Raw genomic sequence first — 16855 nt, forward strand, 5'->3', positions numbered from 1 at the left:
GTCCGGTCCTCTGACGCCGGCCTGTCCGGTCCTCTCCCCCCGGCCTGTCCGGTCCTCTCCCCCCGGCCTGTCCGGTCCTCTCCCCCCGGCCCGCCCCCCCCACTTCCCCCGGCCAGTCCGGTCCCCTCCCCCTGGCCTGTCCGGTCCCCTGTCCCGCGCCTGCTCAGTCGCCTCCGCAGGCGTCCTCGAAGAAGTCGAGGTTCTCGTGGAGCTCCTTCATCATGCGGTCCCGTTCGGCGTCGTCGACCTGGACGGGCACGACGCCGTGGGCACCGGTGAGGCGGCGGAATCCGCCCCGGCTCTCCAGCCGGCCCTGCACCCGGACCGGGAGTCCGACGAGGTGGGCGTGCCCGGCGATGCGGTATGCCTCCTCGTCGAGGGTGATGCGTACGTTCGGCACGTCGGCACCGGCCAGCACGCGCAGCCGTACCGTGCCCTCGCCGCGCGGCCCGGACCTGCGCAGCCGTACCACCGCTCCGGTGATCCGCACGGGCACGGCGGGTTCCTCGCGCAGATAGCGGGCGCCCGCCTTGCGCAGCACCGGCAGGTCGCCGGGTGAGAACTCGACGGGCTCGGCGGAGGGAGCGCACCCCTCGGGCACACCGGCCGCCGGGGCCCACTCCACGGAGATCCGGGCGCCCTCCGTGCCCCGGACGAGCGCCACCAGGGCCTCGGTGAGCTCATGGCTCACTCCCGCCTCCACGGCGGTGCCGAAGCCGTCCATGCCGCCGGTGGCCCGCTGGTAGTCGATGGCCTCCCGGGCGGCGAACAGGGCCTGGTGGAGGCGTACGGCGAGGGGGCGGCCGCCGGCCACCGGGACGAACGCGGTGAGGCGGCCGTCGGCGGCGGAGCCGACGAGGACGTTCTCCAGGGCCGCGGCGGCGGCGCGGCGGTGCCGGGCGCCGTGGTAGCCGGCCCGGGCGCGGGTGGCGAGGGCCGCCGCGAGCAGCATGCGGCGGGCGGCGCCGCGCAGCCGGTCCTCGACGGTCCAGGTCGCCGCCCCCGCGGGCCCGGCGGGGACGTCGTGCCACCAGCGGATCTCGTCGCTGGGCACGGCGAGGGAGACGAGCACCTCGCGGGCGGACGGCGAGCCGCTGCGGGACAGGGCGAGCAGGGCCTCGCCGAGCAGTTCGTCGCTGTCGGGGAAGGCGCGGCTCTCCGGCACCAGAAGGCTGGTGCCGGCGGAGCCGGGGCCGGGCGGGGTCCACCGGCCGTAGCGTCCCGGGGCGCCGCCGCGCCGCTGCCAGCCGTGCCGGCGCAGCAGGGTGCCCAGCACCGCCGGGTCGATGTCGGCGGGCTCGGGCGGCGCGCCGCTCCAGGCGGTGTCGACGGGGTGCGGCCGGACCTGCCTCAGTGGTTCCTCGGTCGGGCGGTGCGTCACGGTTTCCCTCCCGTCCCGACCCGCGTCATGATCTCGCACAGGGCCCGGTCGTCGAAGATGCGTGAGGTCGGTATGCGCACGGTGGTGCGGCGGCGGCCGGTGACCGGCTGTCCGGCGAGGTTGGTCCAATAGCAGCAGTGCCTGAGGTCGAGCCGGTCGTGGCCGGCGCGCAACCAGTCGTCCCGGGAGCGCGGCACGAGCATCACCACCAGGATCTTGTGCACCGACACGGGGGTGCGGGCGAGCTTCGCCAGGTGGTCGTTGTCGAGCGTGAAGGAGAAGGTGCGGCCCGGGGGGTTGGGCGGCACCTGGTAGGTGGCCTTGAGCTGCACCTTGATGGTGACCTCGTCGTCGACCGTGTGCCCGGGGGCGCTGTGGCTGACGTGCCAGTCGATGCCGTTGTCGGGAAAGGGCTGGGACAGCGAGCAGCCCGCGGCGGCCGCGACGGCGTGCAGATAGCCGACCTGCAGTGTCTCCATGCAGGCGGTGGTGGCGAGAGTGCCGCGAGAGGGAGCCGTGCGCTCGGGCAGCAGCCCGCCCCGTTCGGGCTGCGCTATGGCCATGGCCAACAGCCTTCCAGAACAAGTGATTCCCCGCTGCGGGCCCGCTGAACTGCAATGACCCGTACTCCTGTTGTCTCCTTCCGGCGTACGGCGCAAACAGCCCGGGTATCACCGGATCGGGCAGCGGACGGTGCGTCAACTGCCGAAGGTGAACGAGGGGTTGTGTGGCTATGACGACGTGCTGGTACGAGGGGCCGCTGGCCGCCTTCGACACGGAGACGACGGGCGTCGACGTCGAGACCGACCGGATCGTGTCGGCCGCCGTGGTCGTCCAGGATGCGCCGGGCGTCCGGCCGCGGGTGAGCCGCTGGCTGGTGAACCCGGGGGTGCCGGTGCCCGCGGAGGCGACGGCGGTGCACGGACTGACGGAGGAGCACCTGCAGCGCAACGGCCGGTGGCCGGCGCCGGTGATGTACGAGATAGCGCAGGCGCTGGCCGAGCAGGCGCACGCGGGGCGGCCGGTGGTGGTGATGAACGCGCCGTTCGATCTGACCCTGCTCGACCGGGAGTTGCGCCGCCACCGGGCTTCGGCGCTCGGCCGCTGGTTCGAGTCGGCGCAACTGGCCGTGCTGGACCCCCGGGTCCTGGACAAGCACCTGGACCGCTACCGCAAGGGCCGGCGGACGCTGACCGACCTGTGCGCGCACTACGGCGTCGCCCTGGAGGGCGCGCACGACGCGGCGGCCGACGCGGTGGCGGCGCTGGAGGTCACCCGGGCGGTGGGCCGCCGGTTCGCGTCCCGGCTGGAGCGCCTCGCCCCGGGCGAGCTGCACACGCTGCAGGCGGTGTGGCACGCGGCGCAGGCGCGGGGCCTGCAGGCGTGGTTCGCGCGCAGCGGCGTGGACGAGGCGGTCGACCCGGCGTGGCCGCTGCGTCCGGATCTGCCCGCGGCGGCCTGAGCACCGGCCGGGCCCGCGAGGGCATGAAAAAACCGGTCCGTCTGTGACGGACCGGCTGTTTCCGGTGGGCGATACTGGGTTCGAACCAGTGACCTCTTCGGTGTGAACGAAGCGCTCTCCCACTGAGCTAATCGCCCGGGAACGCACTGAACCATACAGGCCCGGGCACGTTTCCTTCAAACCGCTCCGAGGTGCCTGAGGAGCCCGCGCCGCCCGGACCGCATCATCAGCGCGTGATTGACGCGGAAGACGGGGCGTCCGGGCACGGCGAGCCGCCGCAGCAGCGGCTTGTGCACGCGGACGACCTGGTCGTACCGCGCGAGGCTGCCCGTCCCGCGCGGTGTCACGGTCCAGCGCGCCCAGCCTTCGATGTCCCCGGACAGGGACGTCTCCAGCACACCGGCCGCGGGGTCGTGCCGCACCTCGCGCGCCGTGAAGGTCATGTCGTACGGCAGGACGGAGCGGATACGGATCACACCGGTGGTGTCGTCGAGCCGGGTCACCTCCCGTACCTGGCGCCACCAGTGCGGATACTCCTCGGGGCGTTCCAGCACGCCGTACACGGTGGCGGGGGGTGCCGGCAGGGTCCACAGACTGCGGAAGCGGTAATGGTTCCAGTCCATTCCGGCAGTCTGCCCACTCGTGACGCGGGCTGTCTGAGTACGCGCCTGAGTACCGGCACTCATGCCGTGCGGGGGTGACCCGGACCACACTGCGGTCCATGACCCACCTTCCGCCCCCGGCCGAGGAGTTGCGGCTCCTCGACGCCGAACTCCGACAACTGGACGCCCGGCGCGCCCAGTTGCTGACCCGTCGCGCCTGGCTGGTCGCGGCCCTGCACCAGGCGCGGCAGCGCCCGCAGGCCCAGTCGTCGCCGTGGCCGCCGCAGGCCGCACCGGCCCGGCCGGAGACGGCCGCGCCCAGCGTGCAGAACGTGCTGCTGGTCCTCGGCGGTGTCCTGCTCACGCTCGCGGCGGCGGTGTTCACGCTGGTCAGCTGGGGGCACATGGGGATCGCCGGGCGGGCCCTGGTGCTCGGCGCGGTCACGCTGGCGACCCTCGCCGCGCCCGTGGCCCTGCTGAAGAGGGGGCTGCGGTCGACGGCCGAGTCCGTGGCGGGCCTCGGGCTCGCCCTGACGGTCCTGGACGCCTACGCGCTGCACGCGGCGGCGCTCGCCGGGACGGACGGGACCGGGTACGCGGCCGCCGCGACGGCGGTGCTCGCGGCGGCCTGGACGGCGTACGGGCTGCTGCCGGCCACGTCCGCGCTGCGTCTGCCCCTGCCCTGCGCCCTGGCGGCGGCCCAGGCCCCGCTGCTGCTGTGGGCCGTGGCCGCCGACGCGGGCCCCCACCTGATCACGGGCGCGCTGCTGGTGACGGCCGGGCTCGACGCCGTGGCGGTGGCGCGGCTGACGGCCGGGGCGGTGCGCATCACCGCCGTGGTCGCCGCCTACGGCATGGGCGGCTGGGGCGTTCTGGGAGCGGCCTGGCTGTCCTTCACGGCCGGTGGTCCGGGTGACGCCTGGCGCGCCGGGGCGCTGCTCCTGCTCGCGGCGGTGATCGCCGTGGGTTCGGCCCTGCGGGGTCCGGGCGTCGGGCACGCCCTCGGCCTCGCGGTCACGGCCGGGCTGCTGGTCGTGGGCGCGCTCGGCGGTGTGGTGCGTTCCGTGGTGCCGTCGCAGTGGGCGGTCCCGGCTCATCTCGCCGTCGGCATCGCCCTGTTGGCCGTGGTACGGGCCGGGCGGCTGCCGGAGGCGCTGCGGCGGGGGTTCGCCCGGGCCTCCGGTGCCGTGCAGGCACTGGCCGTGCTGACGACGCTGCCCGTGGTCGTGGTGGTGCTGCTGGGTCCGGCCGGCCGGCTGGGCCGGGTGTGGAGCGGTGCGCCGTCGGACGCCCGTGCGGCGGTGGCCGTCGACGTGCCCTGGCCGCCGCACGCGATGGTGGCTCCGGCGGTGCTGGCGGCCGTGGCGGCGGTGCTCGCCGCGGCGGTCCGTACGCGTCTGTGGCGCCCGCGGGCCCGGATCGGTGCTGTCGGCCTGCTCTGGGCCACGGCGTTGATCCTCCCGGCGATCCTGGAGATCCCGTACACCGCCGGGTTGCTGGTCCTGGGCGTGCTGACGGCCGCCGCCCTGTACGCGTGCCGGATCACGGCGCCGGCCGCGCAGGTCACCGCACTCGTCCTCGCCCTGGTCACGGCCGCCGCTCTCACCCTGGTCTCCCTCGCGTCCCAGTCCGCGACCCTCGCCGTACTGTCCGCCCTGACGACGCTGTTCGCCGCGGCCTCGTGGCGGGCGGGCGTCGCCCCGTTCACGGCTCCGGTGTCTCTCGTGTACGCCGGTGCGCTGGCCTCGGCGTGGGGTGCCGCCGCGGACTGGACGCCGGCCCGGACCGCCCTGCTGGTCCTGGCGCCCGCAGCTGCCGCGGCCGTGCTGGCGGCACGGCTCGGCGCGTCCCGGGCGACCGTGCCGGTCGAGGCCGTGGGAGCCGCCCTCGGGCTGTTCGCCGTGGCTCTGGCCGTCACCGACCCGCCCATGCTCGCGCTGGTGCTGGCCCTGTGCGGGGTGATCGCCGCGGGCACGGCCCTGCGCGCCGAGCGGCGTCCCGTCGGCTACGCGGCCACGGCCCTGTTCGTGGTGGCCGCCTGGGTCCGCCTGGCCGCCTGGGACGTCGGCACGCCGGAGGCCTACACCCTGCCGGTGACGGTCCCGGCGCTGCTCGTCGGAGCGCTGCGGCGGCGCCGTGACCCGCGGGCCTCCTCCTGGACGGCGTACGGCGCGGGGCTCGCCGCGACCCTCCTGCCGAGCCTGGTCGCTGCCTGGGCCGACCCGATGTGGACCCGGCCGCTGCTGCTGGGCGGCGCGGCGCTGCTGATCACCCTGCTGGGCGCCCGGTACCGGCTGCGGGCACCGCTGGTGCTCGGCGGCTGGGTGCTGGCCCTGGTGACCCTGCACGAACTCGCCCCGTACGTCGTCCAGGTGACGGGTTCCCTCCCCCGCTGGGCGCCTCCCGCCCTGGCCGGCCTCCTGCTGCTGGCTCTCGGGGCCACGTACGAGCAGCGGATCCGGGACGTCCGGCGGATGCGGGAGGTCCTGGGGAGGATGCACTAGCCGTGTCCGCACAGGCCCGTCGTCCGCCGCGGGGCAGGCGGGACTGTGCGGGGACGACCTGGGGGCGCGCGGCTCCCCGCGGTGTGCGCCGTCGAGGCGCCTCCGTGTGCCCCGTGGGCGCCTCGACGGCGGTCCGGGCCCGTGATGTCATACGTGGTCTTCGCAGGGCCGCCGGGCAGCGGCGCGGTCCAGCTGGGACGGGGAGGCAACGTGACGGACCTGGGGGAATCGTCGGGCCGGGGCCCGGGCGCCGAGGACGGGGGGACGCTGGAGCGTCTGCTCTCGGTGGTGGGGGCGGGAGCGGTGGAGTTGCACACAGCCCCGAAGGGACTGCGCACGAAGGTCACCGGTGTCCATGTGCTGGACGCCCTGGAACCGGCGATCCGTGCGCGGGAGTTACTGCTCGCCGTCGGAGTGGACCCGCGTTCCGCGCACGCGGTCGACGTGGTGCGCCAGGCGGGTGAGGCCGGTGCGGCGGGTGTGGTGTTCGGTCCGGGCCGGCCGGAGGCCGCCGCGCGGGCGTTGCAGGCGGCCGCGGAGGAGAGCGGCACGGCGGTGCTCTTCCGCACCGCCTGGTGCACATGGGCGCAACTGGTGGGTGTGCTGAGGGCGGGGCTGGCCGCGGCGGGCGCGCCCGCGGTGCCCACGGCCGGCGATGTGCGCCTGGGCGATCTGGACTCGCTGGCCGACGCGGTCGCCGCCCTGGTGGGAGGCTCGGTGACGATCGAGGACACGGAGTCGCGGGTGCTGGCCTACTCCTCCACGGAGGAGAACGTCGACGAGATGCGCCGGCTGACCATCCTCGGCCGTCGCGTGCCGCCCTGGCGGGTGGCGGCCATGCGGGAGGCGGGGTTCTTCCAGGCCCTGTGGGGGGCGGACGACGTGCTGCACCGGCCCGCCCGAGGACAGGATCCGGAGCGTCTGGTCGGTGCCGTGCGGGCGGGCGGAGAGGCGCTCGGGTCCATCTGGGTGGCGGCGGTGGGCGGCCGGCCGCTGTCGCCGAACGCCGCGGAGACGCTGCGCGCGGCGGTCCGGGCCGCCGCCGCCCACCTGCTGCACCACCGCACCCACAGCTCCGACGGCCGGCTGGTGGAGGACGCGGCCCGGGCGCTGCTGGAGGACCGCGGATCGGTCGAGGTGCTCGCGGAGCGGGCCGGGCTGCCGCCCCGGGAGCCCTGTGCCGTCCTGGCGGTGGGGACCGGCACCGGCCGCCCCGCGGACGACGGCCCGGCCGGGCTGCACGGCCTGCTGGCCTTGCACTGCGCGGCCCTCGGCCACCGGGTCGTGGTGGTTCCGGCGGGCGGCAGGACCCTGGTGCTGCTGACCGGGCTGGAACGCGACCCGCAGCGGGCCGGCGCCCAGGTGAGACGGCTCGGCAACGCCCTGGCCGAGCAGTTGTCGGGGACGATCGGCACGACGGTGAGGGCAGGGCTCGGTGACGTGGTCCCCGGCCTGGCACGGGCGCCCGAGTCCCGCAGGTCGGCGGAGCAGGCCCTCCGGGCGCTCATCGCGTCCGGCGGACCGCACACCGTGGCGCGGAGCGAGGACGTCGCGGACACAGTGGGCATCCTCCGAGTCGTCGATGCCCTGCGCGAGGTGCCTCTGCCGGCGCGGACGTCGGTGGCCCGGCTGAGGGAGTTCGACGCCGAGCACGGCGGCAGCTGCCTGGTGCAGACCCTGCGCGCCTACCTCGACCACTTCGGTGACGTGTCCGCCGCTTCGCGCGCCCTGGGCGTGCACTCCAACAGCCTGCGCTACCGGTTGCGCCGCATCACGCAGGTCTCCGGGCTGGACCTGGACAGTCCCGATGCCCGGCTGCTGGCCCAGGTGCAGTTGCGGCTGGGCGGCGAGGCCGACGGCACCCGCCTCTGACCGCCCTGGACCGAGGCTCGTCCACGCGGGCCGCCCGTCGTTCGGCCGTGGCCACCATCCGGAGGCCGCTCTGTTGTCGTGTCGCACAACGCCTGCGCCCGACAGGTGAGTTGCGGCCGTCGGCCGTCGCTCAAGGCCCACGGCTTTGACGATTGGACGAAGACGCCGACCGGGTGCGGACAGGAGCCTGGTGGTCCGCCCCGGGCGTTCCGGGGCGCCGCGCCTACGACACCGGAAGGGCACACCATGACCGGACTGACTGCCGCCGCCGAGCGACGCGAACGGATCCTGCAGGAGGCGGTGCGGCAGGGGCTGCTGGACGCCGAGCGGTCCCCGCTGGCCGCTTTCGTCGACCTGGACGGCGTCGCCGCGACCGTCGCGTCCCTGCACCGCGCCTTCCCCTCCTCCCCCGGTGTCCTGCACGCGTTCGCGGCCAAGGCGAACTGTCTGGTGCCGGTGCTGGCGGAGCTGCGGCGGCTCGGCATGGGCTGCGAGGTGGCCACCGCGGGCGAGCTGGCCCGCGCACTGGCCGCCGGGTTCACGCCGGAGCGGATCGTCTTCGACTCACCGGCCAAGACGGAGGCCGAACTGCGGCACGCCCTCGACCTGGGGGTGACCGTCAACGTGGACAACTACCAGGAACTGGCGAGGATCGACCGGGCGCTCGGCGACAGTGTCCCGCTCTCGCGCATCGGGGTGCGTGTCAACTCCCAGCTCGGCGGCGGCAGCATCGCCGCCATGAGCACGGCGACGAGCACGTCGAAGTTCGGCGTGCCCCTGGCGGACCCGGGAAGCCGGCAGCGGCTGCTGCGCGCCTACCACGACCACCCGTGGCTCACCTGGGTGCACACACACGCCGGTTCGCAGGGCTGCCCGCTCGACCTCATGGCCGGCGGGGTCGCGCGGGCCGTGGCGTTCGCCGAGGAGGTCAACGCCTCGCTGGGGCGGCGCCAGGTCGTCGGCATCGACATCGGCGGCGGACTCCCCGTCAACTTCGCCGACGACGAGAGCACGCCGACCTTCGACGCGTACGTCCGTCAGCTGCGCACCCAGGCTCCCGCCCTGTTCTCGGGCGGGTACGAGCTCGTCACCGAGTTCGGGCGGTCAGTTCTCGCCAAGAACGGGTTCACCGCCGCTTACGTGGAGTACACCAAGAGCATGGGCGGCCGGCCGATCGCGGTCACCCACGCCGGGGTGCAGGTCGCCACCCGGACGGTGTTCAACCCCGACGCCTGGCCCCTGCGCATCGAGGCGCACGAGGGAGACGGCAGGGCCAAGCGGGGTGGTGCGGTCCGCCAGGACATCGCGGGACCTGCCTGCTTCGCCGGGGACCTGCTTGCCCGCGACCGTGCGCTGCCGCTGCTGGAGCCCGGTGACCTCATCGCCGTCCCGGACACCGGCGCCTACTACTTCTCGACGCCGTTCCACTACAACAGCCTGCCCGAACCGGCCGTGCACGGGGTCCGGACGGACGGGGGAGGCAGCGGTGTCCGCTTCGAACTCCTGCGTCCCGCGCAGGACCCGTGGCACGTACCCGTGCTCGAACCCGCCGCCGGAGTGAGGTAGGGGCACCGGGGTGGCACAGGCCAACCGTCGGCGCACCGGCCGGGACGGGCCGCTCCTCACCCAGCGCGCCGCTGTCGTCTTCCTGCTCGCGGCCCTGGTCGGCATCGGTGCCACCGTCCTGTCGGCACTGTCCGGCACCACCTGGCCCGTCGCGGTGAGCGTGGGCGGCGGGGTGACGGCACCGGCCGTGCTGTTCTTCCACCAGATCATCGACTAGGACGGGCGGTTCCCGGCAAGGCGCCGCCACGGGAACCGCCCGTCTCAGCCGTCCGCTACGGCATCCTGTCTCCGAGCAGGGCCAGGTTCTCGATGGCGGCGAGGCCGTACAGCGCGGTGTCGTTGGTGGACACCCAGGCGGCCTCGCTGCCCGGCACCAGGGCGGCCGGACCGCTCACCTTCTCCGTCCGCCAGGGCGCCGACTCCTGGTAGCCGTCGGAGTGGTAGAACTTCTCCCAGGCCCGCGCCGCCAGCTTCTCGTCCCCGGTCCTGACGGCCGCGTAGGCGTCCAGGCGCGAGTGGCCCTGGAACAGCAGCAGACTGCCGAAGTCGGAACCGTAGCGGGCCTTCTGTTCGGCCTTGGTGGCGTTGAAGTACCGGCAGTAGTCGACGTACGCCTCGTTGAACTCCGGCATGTCGACGAGGTCGATCAGCTCGGCGCACAGCTCGTTGAGGCCGAAGACGGCCGACAGGTGGGAGACGCTCACCACGGGCTTGTCCGCGACGGCGAACCTGCCGGTGTCCAGGTCGTAGAGCCCGGTGCCCTGGACGAAGCCGTTGGGCTGGGCGGCGATGGTCTCCATGGTGGACAGCACCCGCGCCTTGGCCTTCTCCCACTTCGGGCCCATGCGTTCCCACTCGGTCAGCCAGGCCGAGACGAGGCCGCTCCAGTCCGTGCCGAAGCCGATCGACAGGGCGTGGCGGTCCGGGGTGTACGGCTCGGTGCGGATCTTGCGGATCGGGTCGAGGACGAGGAACGTCTCGTCGGAGTCGACGTTGGCGTGCATGAGGTCGCCGACGCGCTCGTCCGCCGTGAGGAAGTAGTAGTAGCGCCGGTAGGTGGTGTTGGCGATGCGTTGCTGCTTGGCGCTGTCGGCGAAGTGCTGCACACCGTGCCGGGTGCCGAGGCCCGCCCACTTGCCCAGGTGATAGACGTCGACCTCGCCGGTGTGCCGGGTCATCGCCTCGGCGAAGCGGAAGATGTCGGCGCGGCCGGAGCGCAGATAGGCGAACCAGAGCCACAGGTCCGGCGACAGCTCGGAGTTGTCCCAGGCGTAGCCGCCGATGTCGTACCGCCACTGGTGCCGGAACGTGTCGTAGGTGTGCATGATGTCGCCGTAGTCCCAGAAGCCGTACCAGCGGCGCTGCTCCACCTGGTCCTTGTAGTAGGTGAAGAGGAAGTCGAGGTGGTCCTCGATCTTGGCCTTGGCGGGGGTGGAGCGGTCGGGCTCGGAGTACAGGCCCGGCCCGAAGACCTCGGCCCTGATGAGCTGCCCGGGCGGGGCGGCCAGTTGCGGCAGTACACGGACGGCCTCGACCTGTTCGGCGAACCGGTCGGGGCTCGGGGTCGTCTCGTTGGCCCAGAAGAGGAGTTCGGAGGTGCGGGCGATGCCGTACGGGGTGCCGAACTCCGGCTCGTAGTCCTCGTAGGTGATGTTGAGGCCTTCGAGCTGCTCGGGGTAGGTGTCCTGGCCCATGCCGTCGTGGTAGAAGCGCATGTCCATCGGCTGCGCCTCGGGCGACCAGAGCCAGAGGGTCACCTCGGCCTGGTCGGTGTGGGCGTCGCGGATGTCGAGCTGGGCGGGGAACTTCTCCCAGAAGTCGCGCAGCCCGAAGGAGAACCCGCCGCTCGCCCCGCCCACGTAGCCGAAGCCGGAGGCGCGCCGGCCGCCGCCCGCGGTCACCCAGCCGTGTCCCTTCTTGGTGCGCTTGCGCAGGGTGAAGCCGTCGGCGGACAGCTGCGCGAGGGTGTAGTCGCCCCACTCGGGGATGTACCGCAGCCGGGTCGTCACCCGCTGGTCCCAGGTGGCGGGGTCGGGCAGCTTGCGGCCCTCGAACTGGGCCGCCTGCACGGCCGCTCCGGGGTCCCGGCGCAGTCCGGTGATGCCCTTGACGGCCTCGCGCAGCAGCCCGGTGCCGTCGCCGCCGATCCGGATGTGGCGGTCGTACGCCTCGTCCCGCAGGGGCACGGTGAAACGGACTCCGAGGCCGCGGATGAAGTCACCACTGGCCTTGCCCGGCTCCTGGGTGCCGTCGTAGGTGATGGTGTGCACCATGCGGAAGGAGTCGGCGCCGGCGTAGAAGTAGAGCCTGATCGAGAAGGGCAGCCAACTGCGGCCGCCCCTGCGGTGCTTGCCGTCGATGCGGACGACCGCGCGGACCGGGCCGGCCTGTTCGACCTCGGCCTTGGAGATCGCGCCGTCGAAGCGTTCGGTCCGGACCGCGCCCTGGTCCTCGTCCTCGATCTCGGGCTGGCGGATCAGCACGAGCCGGCCGTTCTTCGCGATCTCGGTGGGGCCGCGGGTGACGGACTTGACGAGGGCGGAGCCGGACGTGGCGATCCTCGCGGTGATGACGCCGGTCGAGATGTCGATGGTGCCGCCGCGCCGGTGCACGGTGACCTTCTTCTCGGGGGCGGCGGGCGTCCCGGCGGCGAGGGTGAGCTCGCCGTCCCCCGAGGCGACCGCGTGCGCGGTCCACTTGAGGGAGCCGTCGGGCCAGTAGGCGAGGGGCCAGGACTGCACGGGCACGGCCCTGCCGGAGGCGTCCGTCAGCGCGAAGGTCTGGTCCTTCCGGTACGCGCCCTTCGGCCAGGGCACGCCGACGGTGGAGCCGGGTGCGGCACCGAGGCCGCCGTCCTCCAGCCAGTCCAGGGTCACCGGGTCCGCGTCGGCGGGTCCGGCTCCGGGTGCGGCCTGGGCCTGCTGAGCGCCCAGTGCCCGGCTGAACTGGGCGGCGGCTCCGGTGACGGCGGCTGCCTTGAGGAGGGATCTGCGAGGGATGGGAGACATGACGATGCTGCCTTTCCTTGTCCGTGCGAGAAGCCTGTGCTGGTCAGGGGCATGACAGGGCTGTGCGGCGTCGGGGCGCCGACCCGGAACACGGAGGGCAGCCGCGGGCACCGCCGCTCAGCGGCGCCGGTACCGCTCCTCCACGGCGACGGCCGCCGCCGCGACGGCCCCGAGGACGGCGACCGCCAACGGCACGGCGAACCATGCGGACACCGCCACCACGGCCAGTCCGCCGACGATCAGGAAGGAGCCGGCCGGGTCGAGCACCGTCCGCCGCCCGGCCCCGGCCAGCAGCGTCCGCCAGTGGGCCCCGGGCACCCACACGGCCGCCGCGCGCAGCCCGGCCACGACGAGCCCGAGCAGCGCGACGACGCCGACGGCCCCGACCAGCGGTCCCCCGGGAAGCCCCGCACGGGCCGCCTGCACGTCCACCCAGACCGCCACCGTCACCGCCCACCCGGTGACCCCGACGAGCCACCCACCGCGCAGGGCGGTGCGGAAGTCGGCGACGAACTCCCGCCAACCGCCGCCCTCATGAGCGGTACGGCGCCGCAGGTGCCGTGCCCCGGCGGCGAACGCGGCGGGACAGGTCACGACCCCCAGCGAGGCCACCGCGATCCACACACCGGTCAGCAGGCACTCGGCGAACACCGCGAACCTCTCGGCGAACACCGACTCGCCCCGTGCCTTCACCCGTGTCCCGGCCATGCCGGCTCAGCCCTTCAGACCCGACGTGGCCATGCCGTCGATCAGATAGCGCTGGAAGGCGAGGAAGAAGCCGAGCACGGGCAGCAGCGCGACCAGCGACATCGCGATCATGCCGCCGTAGTTGGCCAGGCCTTCCTGGTCGACGAACATCTTCAGGCCGAGGGAGACCGTGTACTTGTCGGGCTCGTTGAGATAGATCAGCGGGCCCATGAAGTCGTTCCAGGAGTTGATGAAGGTGAAGATCGCGCTGGTGATCAGGGCCGGCCGGCTCAGCGGCAGCACGATCGACCAGTAGATCCGCAGGTGCCCGCAGCCGTCGAGACGCGCCGCCTCGTCGAGTTCCCTGGGCATACCGCGCATGAACTGCACCATCAGGAAGACGAAGAACGCCTCGGTGGCCAGGTACTTCCCGAGCAGCAGCGGCGTGTAGGTGTTGATCAGCTCCATGTTGCGGAACAGCACGTACTGCGGGATCAGCAGCACGTGGTACGGCAGCAGGAGCGTGCCGATCATCAGCGTGAACAGCAGATCGCGGCCCGCGAACCGGATCCTGGCGAAGGCGTAGGCCGTCAGGGAGCAGGACACCAGGACGCCGACGACCGAACCGACCGCGAGGAAGAGCGAGTTGAAGAAAAAGGTGGAGATCGGGATGTCGGCGATGCCGTCGGCGAGGCTCTTGTAGTTGCCGAGGACCGGGTCGCCCGGGAAGAGGTCCAGGCTGCCGACGATGTCCTCGCTCTTCTTGAAGGACCCGCCGACGACCCAGACCACCGGGTAGAGGATCACCGCGAGGATCAGCAGCGACCCGATGTGCCAGGCGAGTGAGCCGGGCAGCTTGCGCCGGAGCGCCCCGGCTCCCGCCGCGGGCTCGATGTCGGTGGCCTGCGCGCTCATCGGGCGCCCTCCTCGTAGTGCACCCAGCGCTTCTGGGACCAGAACAGCACCGCCGTCACCAGGGCGACCGCGACCAGCAGCAGCCAGGCCATCGCGGAGGCCAGTCCCATCCGGCTGTTCTCGAAGCCCTGAACGTAGAGGTAGCAGGTGTAGACCATCGAACCGTCGGCCGGACCGCAGGCGTTGCCTCCGGCGCCGCCGCCGACGATGTACGCCGAGCTGAAGATCTGGAAGGAGTGGATCGTCTCCAGCAGCACGTTGAAGAAGAGGACGGGCGAGATCATCGGCAGCGTGATGTTCCAGAACCGGCGCAGCGGGCCCGCCCCGTCGACCTCGGCCGCCTCGTACAGCTCACGCGGGACCTGCTTGAGGCCGGCCAGGAAGATGACCATGGGCGCGCCGAACTGCCACACGGTGAGCGCCACCAGGCTGTAGAGGATCAGGTCCGGGTCGCCGGTCCAGCCGCCGACGTCGATGCCGAGGATCTTCTGGGTCCGGTCGACGATCGCGTCGTCCGAGAAGATCGCCTTCCACACGATCGCGACGGACACACTCGCGCCGATCAGTGACGGCGCGTAGAAGGCCGCCCTGTAGAAGGCCTGTCCGCGCCGGTTCTGGGCGAGCAGCAGGGCCACACCGAGGGCGGCGAGCAGCTTGAGCGGCGTGCCGACGGCCACGTACCAGAGCGTCACCCGCACCGAGTGGCGCCAGCGTGGATCGCCGAACATCTCGGAGAAGTTGTCGAGACCGATCCATCGGGGAGCGTCGAACAGGTTGTAGTCGGTGAAGGCGAAGTACAGCGAGGCGATCATCGGGCCCGCCGTGAGCAGCAGGAACCCGGCGATCCACGGGGACATGAAGAGATAGCCGGCCAGGGTCTCGCGGCGCCGCCGCCGCTTGAGGGCGGCGGGGCGCGGGGAGTCCGCCGGACCGTGCCGCGGCTCGGAGTCCTTGCCCCGGGGCAGGTCCTCCCTCGCGGGGGCGTGTGTCACGGTGGTTCCCATGTCAGGTGCCGAGAGCCGTCTTCGACTCGGTGAAGAACTGCTCGACGGCCTCGCCCACCGAGCGCTTGCCCAGGCCGAGTTCCTCACCGATCCGCAGGAAGGCGGCCTCGCAGACGTCCGCGCCGTTCGGGTGCGGGGTGATCGGCTCCAGGACGCCCCCCTCGACGAGGGACTCCTCGTAGGCGGCGATCGCCTTGTTGACCTCGTCGGTCGGCTGGTACGCGTCGTACTGGGCCTGCGTCGCCGGCACACCACGGTCGTAGCCCATGATCCTGGCGACCTCCGGGTCGTGCACCATGAAGTCGATGAACCGGGCGACCTCCTCGGGATGCCGGGTGCGCTTGGACGCGCTCAGCATGAGGGAGCCGAGGTACTGCCCGGTCTTCTTGCCGTCCGTGGTCGGGATGGGGGCCAGGCCGTACTCGCTCTTGCCCTCGGAGGTGTAACGGACGGTGAAGTTGTCCCAGGTGAACTCGCCGGCGGAGATCTCCCCGGCGACCGCCGACTTGGGCTTGATCTGGGCGACCTTCTTCTGGCTGGCGTAGCTGCCGTCCTCGACGCCCCCCTCGGCCTTCGTCCACCAGTCCGTCAGATCCGCCTCGGTGAAGCCGAGCGCGTCCTCGGTGAAGAACGCCTTGCCGTTCTGGCGCAGGTAGAGGTCGTAGAGGTACATGACGTTGTACGGGCCGGTGTCGCCGGCGCGCCCCGTCCTGTCGCGGATCTTCTTCATCGCCGCGTGGTAGTCGTCCCAGGTCCAGCCCGGCTCCGGCCTGACCCCGGCCCGCGCGTAGACGGGCTTGTCGATGACCAGGGCCATGGAGTTCGAACCGACCGGAACGCCGAGGAGCTTGCCGTCGATCTCGCCGAACTTCTCGAGTCCCGCGCGGAATCCCTCCATCCGGAGGGTGCCGGCCTCGGCCTGCTCGCTGAGATCGAGCAGTACGTTCTTCGCGTCGTATTTCCTGAGGAAGCCGATGGCATTCTGGAACACGTCCGGCGGATTCCCGCCGGAGGCTTGGGTGTTGAACTTCTTCCAGAAGTCGGGATACGGCTGGAAGTCCGTTTTCACCTTGATCTTCGGGTACTTCTTCTCGAACAGCGCGATGGTCTTGTTGATGCGCTGGGCACGGTCCTCCGCACCCCACCACGCGTAACGGATCGTCACCGTCCCGTCCGCGGAGGCCCCTCCGTCGCCCCCGCAACCGGTCGTCGCGGCCAACCCCAGCGTGGCTGCCGTGGCTCCGGCCGCCTTCAGGATCGTACGTCTCTCAACATTCCTGCCGTGCACCACGGTTGGGCCTCCCCGCGCATCGTTCCCGCTCGCATGAATCGTTTCAAGTAAGCGCTTGCTGGCACAAGGTACGGAGGGGCTGAGAGTGCGTCAATGATTCGGACAAGAATTTCTCGCCGAGGCCGTGGGTCACGGAGCGGGACGTGGAGCCGGGTCCGGGGGCGGGGCCGGGGCGGCATCACTGGTGGCGACGGCACGGCCGGGGCGCCGACGCGGCGGCGCGAGCCGGACCGGTTCCGGGCGCGACCGAAAAGCGACCCTGTGTGACCGGGCAGGACGGCGGGGCCTGGGGGCGAGTTCCGGCCAGGGGCCCGTCGTACGGGTGGTGTCGCCCGGGGGCGTGGCGGGTGCGGCGCCGACGGGGTGTGGGCCGCCTCAGGGCGACGGAGGGGTGGATGATGCGGACGGGCATCGTCGCCGGCCCGGCCCGGCCCGGCCGCGGGAACGGTGCTCCCGCCCGCGCCTCACCGGACGTCGGTGACCGCCGCACAGGCCCCCGCTCGGAGAGCCCCGGAGGGCGTCCCCTGCCTGGACACAACGACGGCGGCCCACCTGCGATGACG

General features: G+C 72.8%; 13 protein-coding genes and 1 tRNA gene. 5 read left to right on the forward strand and 9 right to left on the reverse strand.

From position 1 onward, the window contains the following. Positions 1 to 163: 163 nt before the first annotated feature. Both ACFV20_RS35985 and ACFV20_RS35990 read right to left on the reverse strand, forming a co-directional pair. A complete protein-coding gene (locus tag ACFV20_RS35985; protein WP_385665245.1) occupies positions 164 to 1381 on the reverse strand; it encodes a hypothetical protein in 1218 nt (405 codons plus the stop codon). Beyond that, positions 1378 to 1944, reverse strand: a complete 567-nt coding sequence (locus ACFV20_RS35990) for a DUF4365 domain-containing protein (RefSeq protein ID WP_385665248.1) — start codon at positions 1942 to 1944, stop codon at positions 1378 to 1380. The genes ACFV20_RS35985 and ACFV20_RS35990 overlap by 4 nt, the downstream gene beginning before the upstream one ends. Positions 1945 to 2114: 170 nt before the next feature. On the opposite strand from ACFV20_RS35990, the gene ACFV20_RS35995 reads away from it, so the two are divergent. Beyond that, positions 2115 to 2843 carry a 3'-5' exonuclease gene (locus ACFV20_RS35995; RefSeq protein WP_385665280.1) on the forward strand — a complete coding sequence of 243 codons (729 nt, stop codon included), beginning with the start codon at positions 2115 to 2117 and terminating at the stop codon, positions 2841 to 2843. Positions 2844 to 2908: 65 nt separating this feature from the next. Here the strand turns inward: ACFV20_RS35995 and ACFV20_RS36000 are convergent. Beyond that, a tRNA-Val gene (locus tag ACFV20_RS36000) sits at positions 2909 to 2980 on the reverse strand. 39 nt (positions 2981 to 3019) lie between these two features. After that, entirely contained in the window at positions 3020 to 3466 is a 447-nt protein-coding gene (locus ACFV20_RS36005) for an SRPBCC family protein (protein ID WP_385665251.1), read from the reverse strand. A 98-nt stretch (positions 3467 to 3564) separates the two neighbouring features. On the opposite strand from ACFV20_RS36005, the gene ACFV20_RS36010 reads away from it, so the two are divergent. The 4 genes from ACFV20_RS36010 to ACFV20_RS36025 all read left to right on the forward strand — a co-directional run bounded on the left by ACFV20_RS36010 (position 3565) and on the right by ACFV20_RS36025 (position 9604). Further along, entirely contained in the window at positions 3565 to 5949 is a 2385-nt protein-coding gene (locus ACFV20_RS36010) for an SCO7613 C-terminal domain-containing membrane protein (RefSeq protein WP_385665254.1), read from the forward strand. Positions 5950 to 6159: 210 nt separating this feature from the next. Then, entirely contained in the window at positions 6160 to 7821 is a 1662-nt protein-coding gene (locus ACFV20_RS36015; RefSeq protein ID WP_385665257.1) for a helix-turn-helix domain-containing protein, read from the forward strand. 246 nt (positions 7822 to 8067) lie between these two features. After that, on the forward strand, positions 8068 to 9387 hold the full coding sequence (locus ACFV20_RS36020; protein WP_385665260.1) for a diaminopimelate decarboxylase: 1320 nt from the start codon (positions 8068 to 8070) through the stop codon (positions 9385 to 9387). Positions 9388 to 9397: 10 nt separating this feature from the next. After that, entirely contained in the window at positions 9398 to 9604 is a 207-nt protein-coding gene (locus ACFV20_RS36025) for a hypothetical protein (protein WP_385665262.1), read from the forward strand. 55 nt (positions 9605 to 9659) lie between these two features. On the opposite strand, the gene ACFV20_RS36030 is transcribed toward ACFV20_RS36025, so the two are convergent. The 5 genes from ACFV20_RS36030 to ACFV20_RS36050 all read right to left on the reverse strand — a co-directional run bounded on the left by ACFV20_RS36030 (position 9660) and on the right by ACFV20_RS36050 (position 16292). Next, positions 9660 to 12395: a Tat pathway signal sequence domain protein gene (locus ACFV20_RS36030; RefSeq protein ID WP_385665265.1), complete on the reverse strand. Its 2736-nt coding sequence runs from the start codon at positions 12393 to 12395 to the stop codon at positions 9660 to 9662. Positions 12396 to 12512: 117 nt separating this feature from the next. Then, a complete protein-coding gene (locus tag ACFV20_RS36035; RefSeq protein ID WP_385665268.1) occupies positions 12513 to 13103 on the reverse strand; it encodes a hypothetical protein in 591 nt (196 codons plus the stop codon). Between the two features lie 6 nt (positions 13104 to 13109). Next, positions 13110 to 13997 (reverse strand): carbohydrate ABC transporter permease, encoded by an 888-nt coding sequence (locus tag ACFV20_RS36040; RefSeq protein ID WP_385665271.1) that lies wholly within the window; start codon positions 13995 to 13997, stop codon positions 13110 to 13112. Beyond that, the gene (locus ACFV20_RS36045; RefSeq protein WP_385665274.1) at positions 13994 to 15001 is read right to left on the reverse strand and encodes a carbohydrate ABC transporter permease; all 1008 of its coding nucleotides are present in this window, start codon (positions 14999 to 15001) and stop codon (positions 13994 to 13996) included. Before ACFV20_RS36045 ends, ACFV20_RS36040 begins: the two co-directional genes overlap by 4 nt. A 1-nt stretch (position 15002) precedes the next feature. After that, positions 15003 to 16292, reverse strand: a complete 1290-nt coding sequence (locus tag ACFV20_RS36050) for an ABC transporter substrate-binding protein (protein WP_385665277.1) — start codon at positions 16290 to 16292, stop codon at positions 15003 to 15005. Positions 16293 to 16855: the final 563 nt, after the last annotated feature.

The sequence above is a fragment of the Streptomyces sp. NPDC059696 genome, assembly GCF_042733745.1.
Lineage (GTDB): Bacteria > Actinomycetota > Actinomycetes > Streptomycetales > Streptomycetaceae > Streptomyces.

Bases quoted from the DNA above. Each gene is read 5' to 3' on its own strand.
- ACFV20_RS35990 (WP_385665248.1), bottom strand. From the start codon at position 1,944: ATGGCCATAGCGCAGCCCGAACGGGGCGGGCTGCTGCCCGAGCGCACG.
- ACFV20_RS35995 (WP_385665280.1), top strand. From the start codon at position 2,115: ATGACGACGTGCTGGTACGAGGGGCCGCTGGCCGCCTTCGACACGGAG.
- ACFV20_RS36005 (WP_385665251.1), bottom strand. From the start codon at position 3,466: ATGGACTGGAACCATTACCGCTTCCGCAGTCTGTGGACCCTGCCGGCA.
- ACFV20_RS36010 (WP_385665254.1), top strand. From the start codon at position 3,565: ATGACCCACCTTCCGCCCCCGGCCGAGGAGTTGCGGCTCCTCGACGCC.
- ACFV20_RS36020 (WP_385665260.1), top strand. From the start codon at position 8,068: ATGACCGGACTGACTGCCGCCGCCGAGCGACGCGAACGGATCCTGCAG.
- ACFV20_RS36030 (WP_385665265.1), bottom strand. From the start codon at position 12,395: ATGTCTCCCATCCCTCGCAGATCCCTCCTCAAGGCAGCCGCCGTCACC.
- ACFV20_RS36035 (WP_385665268.1), bottom strand. From the start codon at position 13,103: ATGGCCGGGACACGGGTGAAGGCACGGGGCGAGTCGGTGTTCGCCGAG.
- ACFV20_RS36040 (WP_385665271.1), bottom strand. From the start codon at position 13,997: ATGAGCGCGCAGGCCACCGACATCGAGCCCGCGGCGGGAGCCGGGGCG.
- ACFV20_RS36045 (WP_385665274.1), bottom strand. From the start codon at position 15,001: ATGGGAACCACCGTGACACACGCCCCCGCGAGGGAGGACCTGCCCCGG.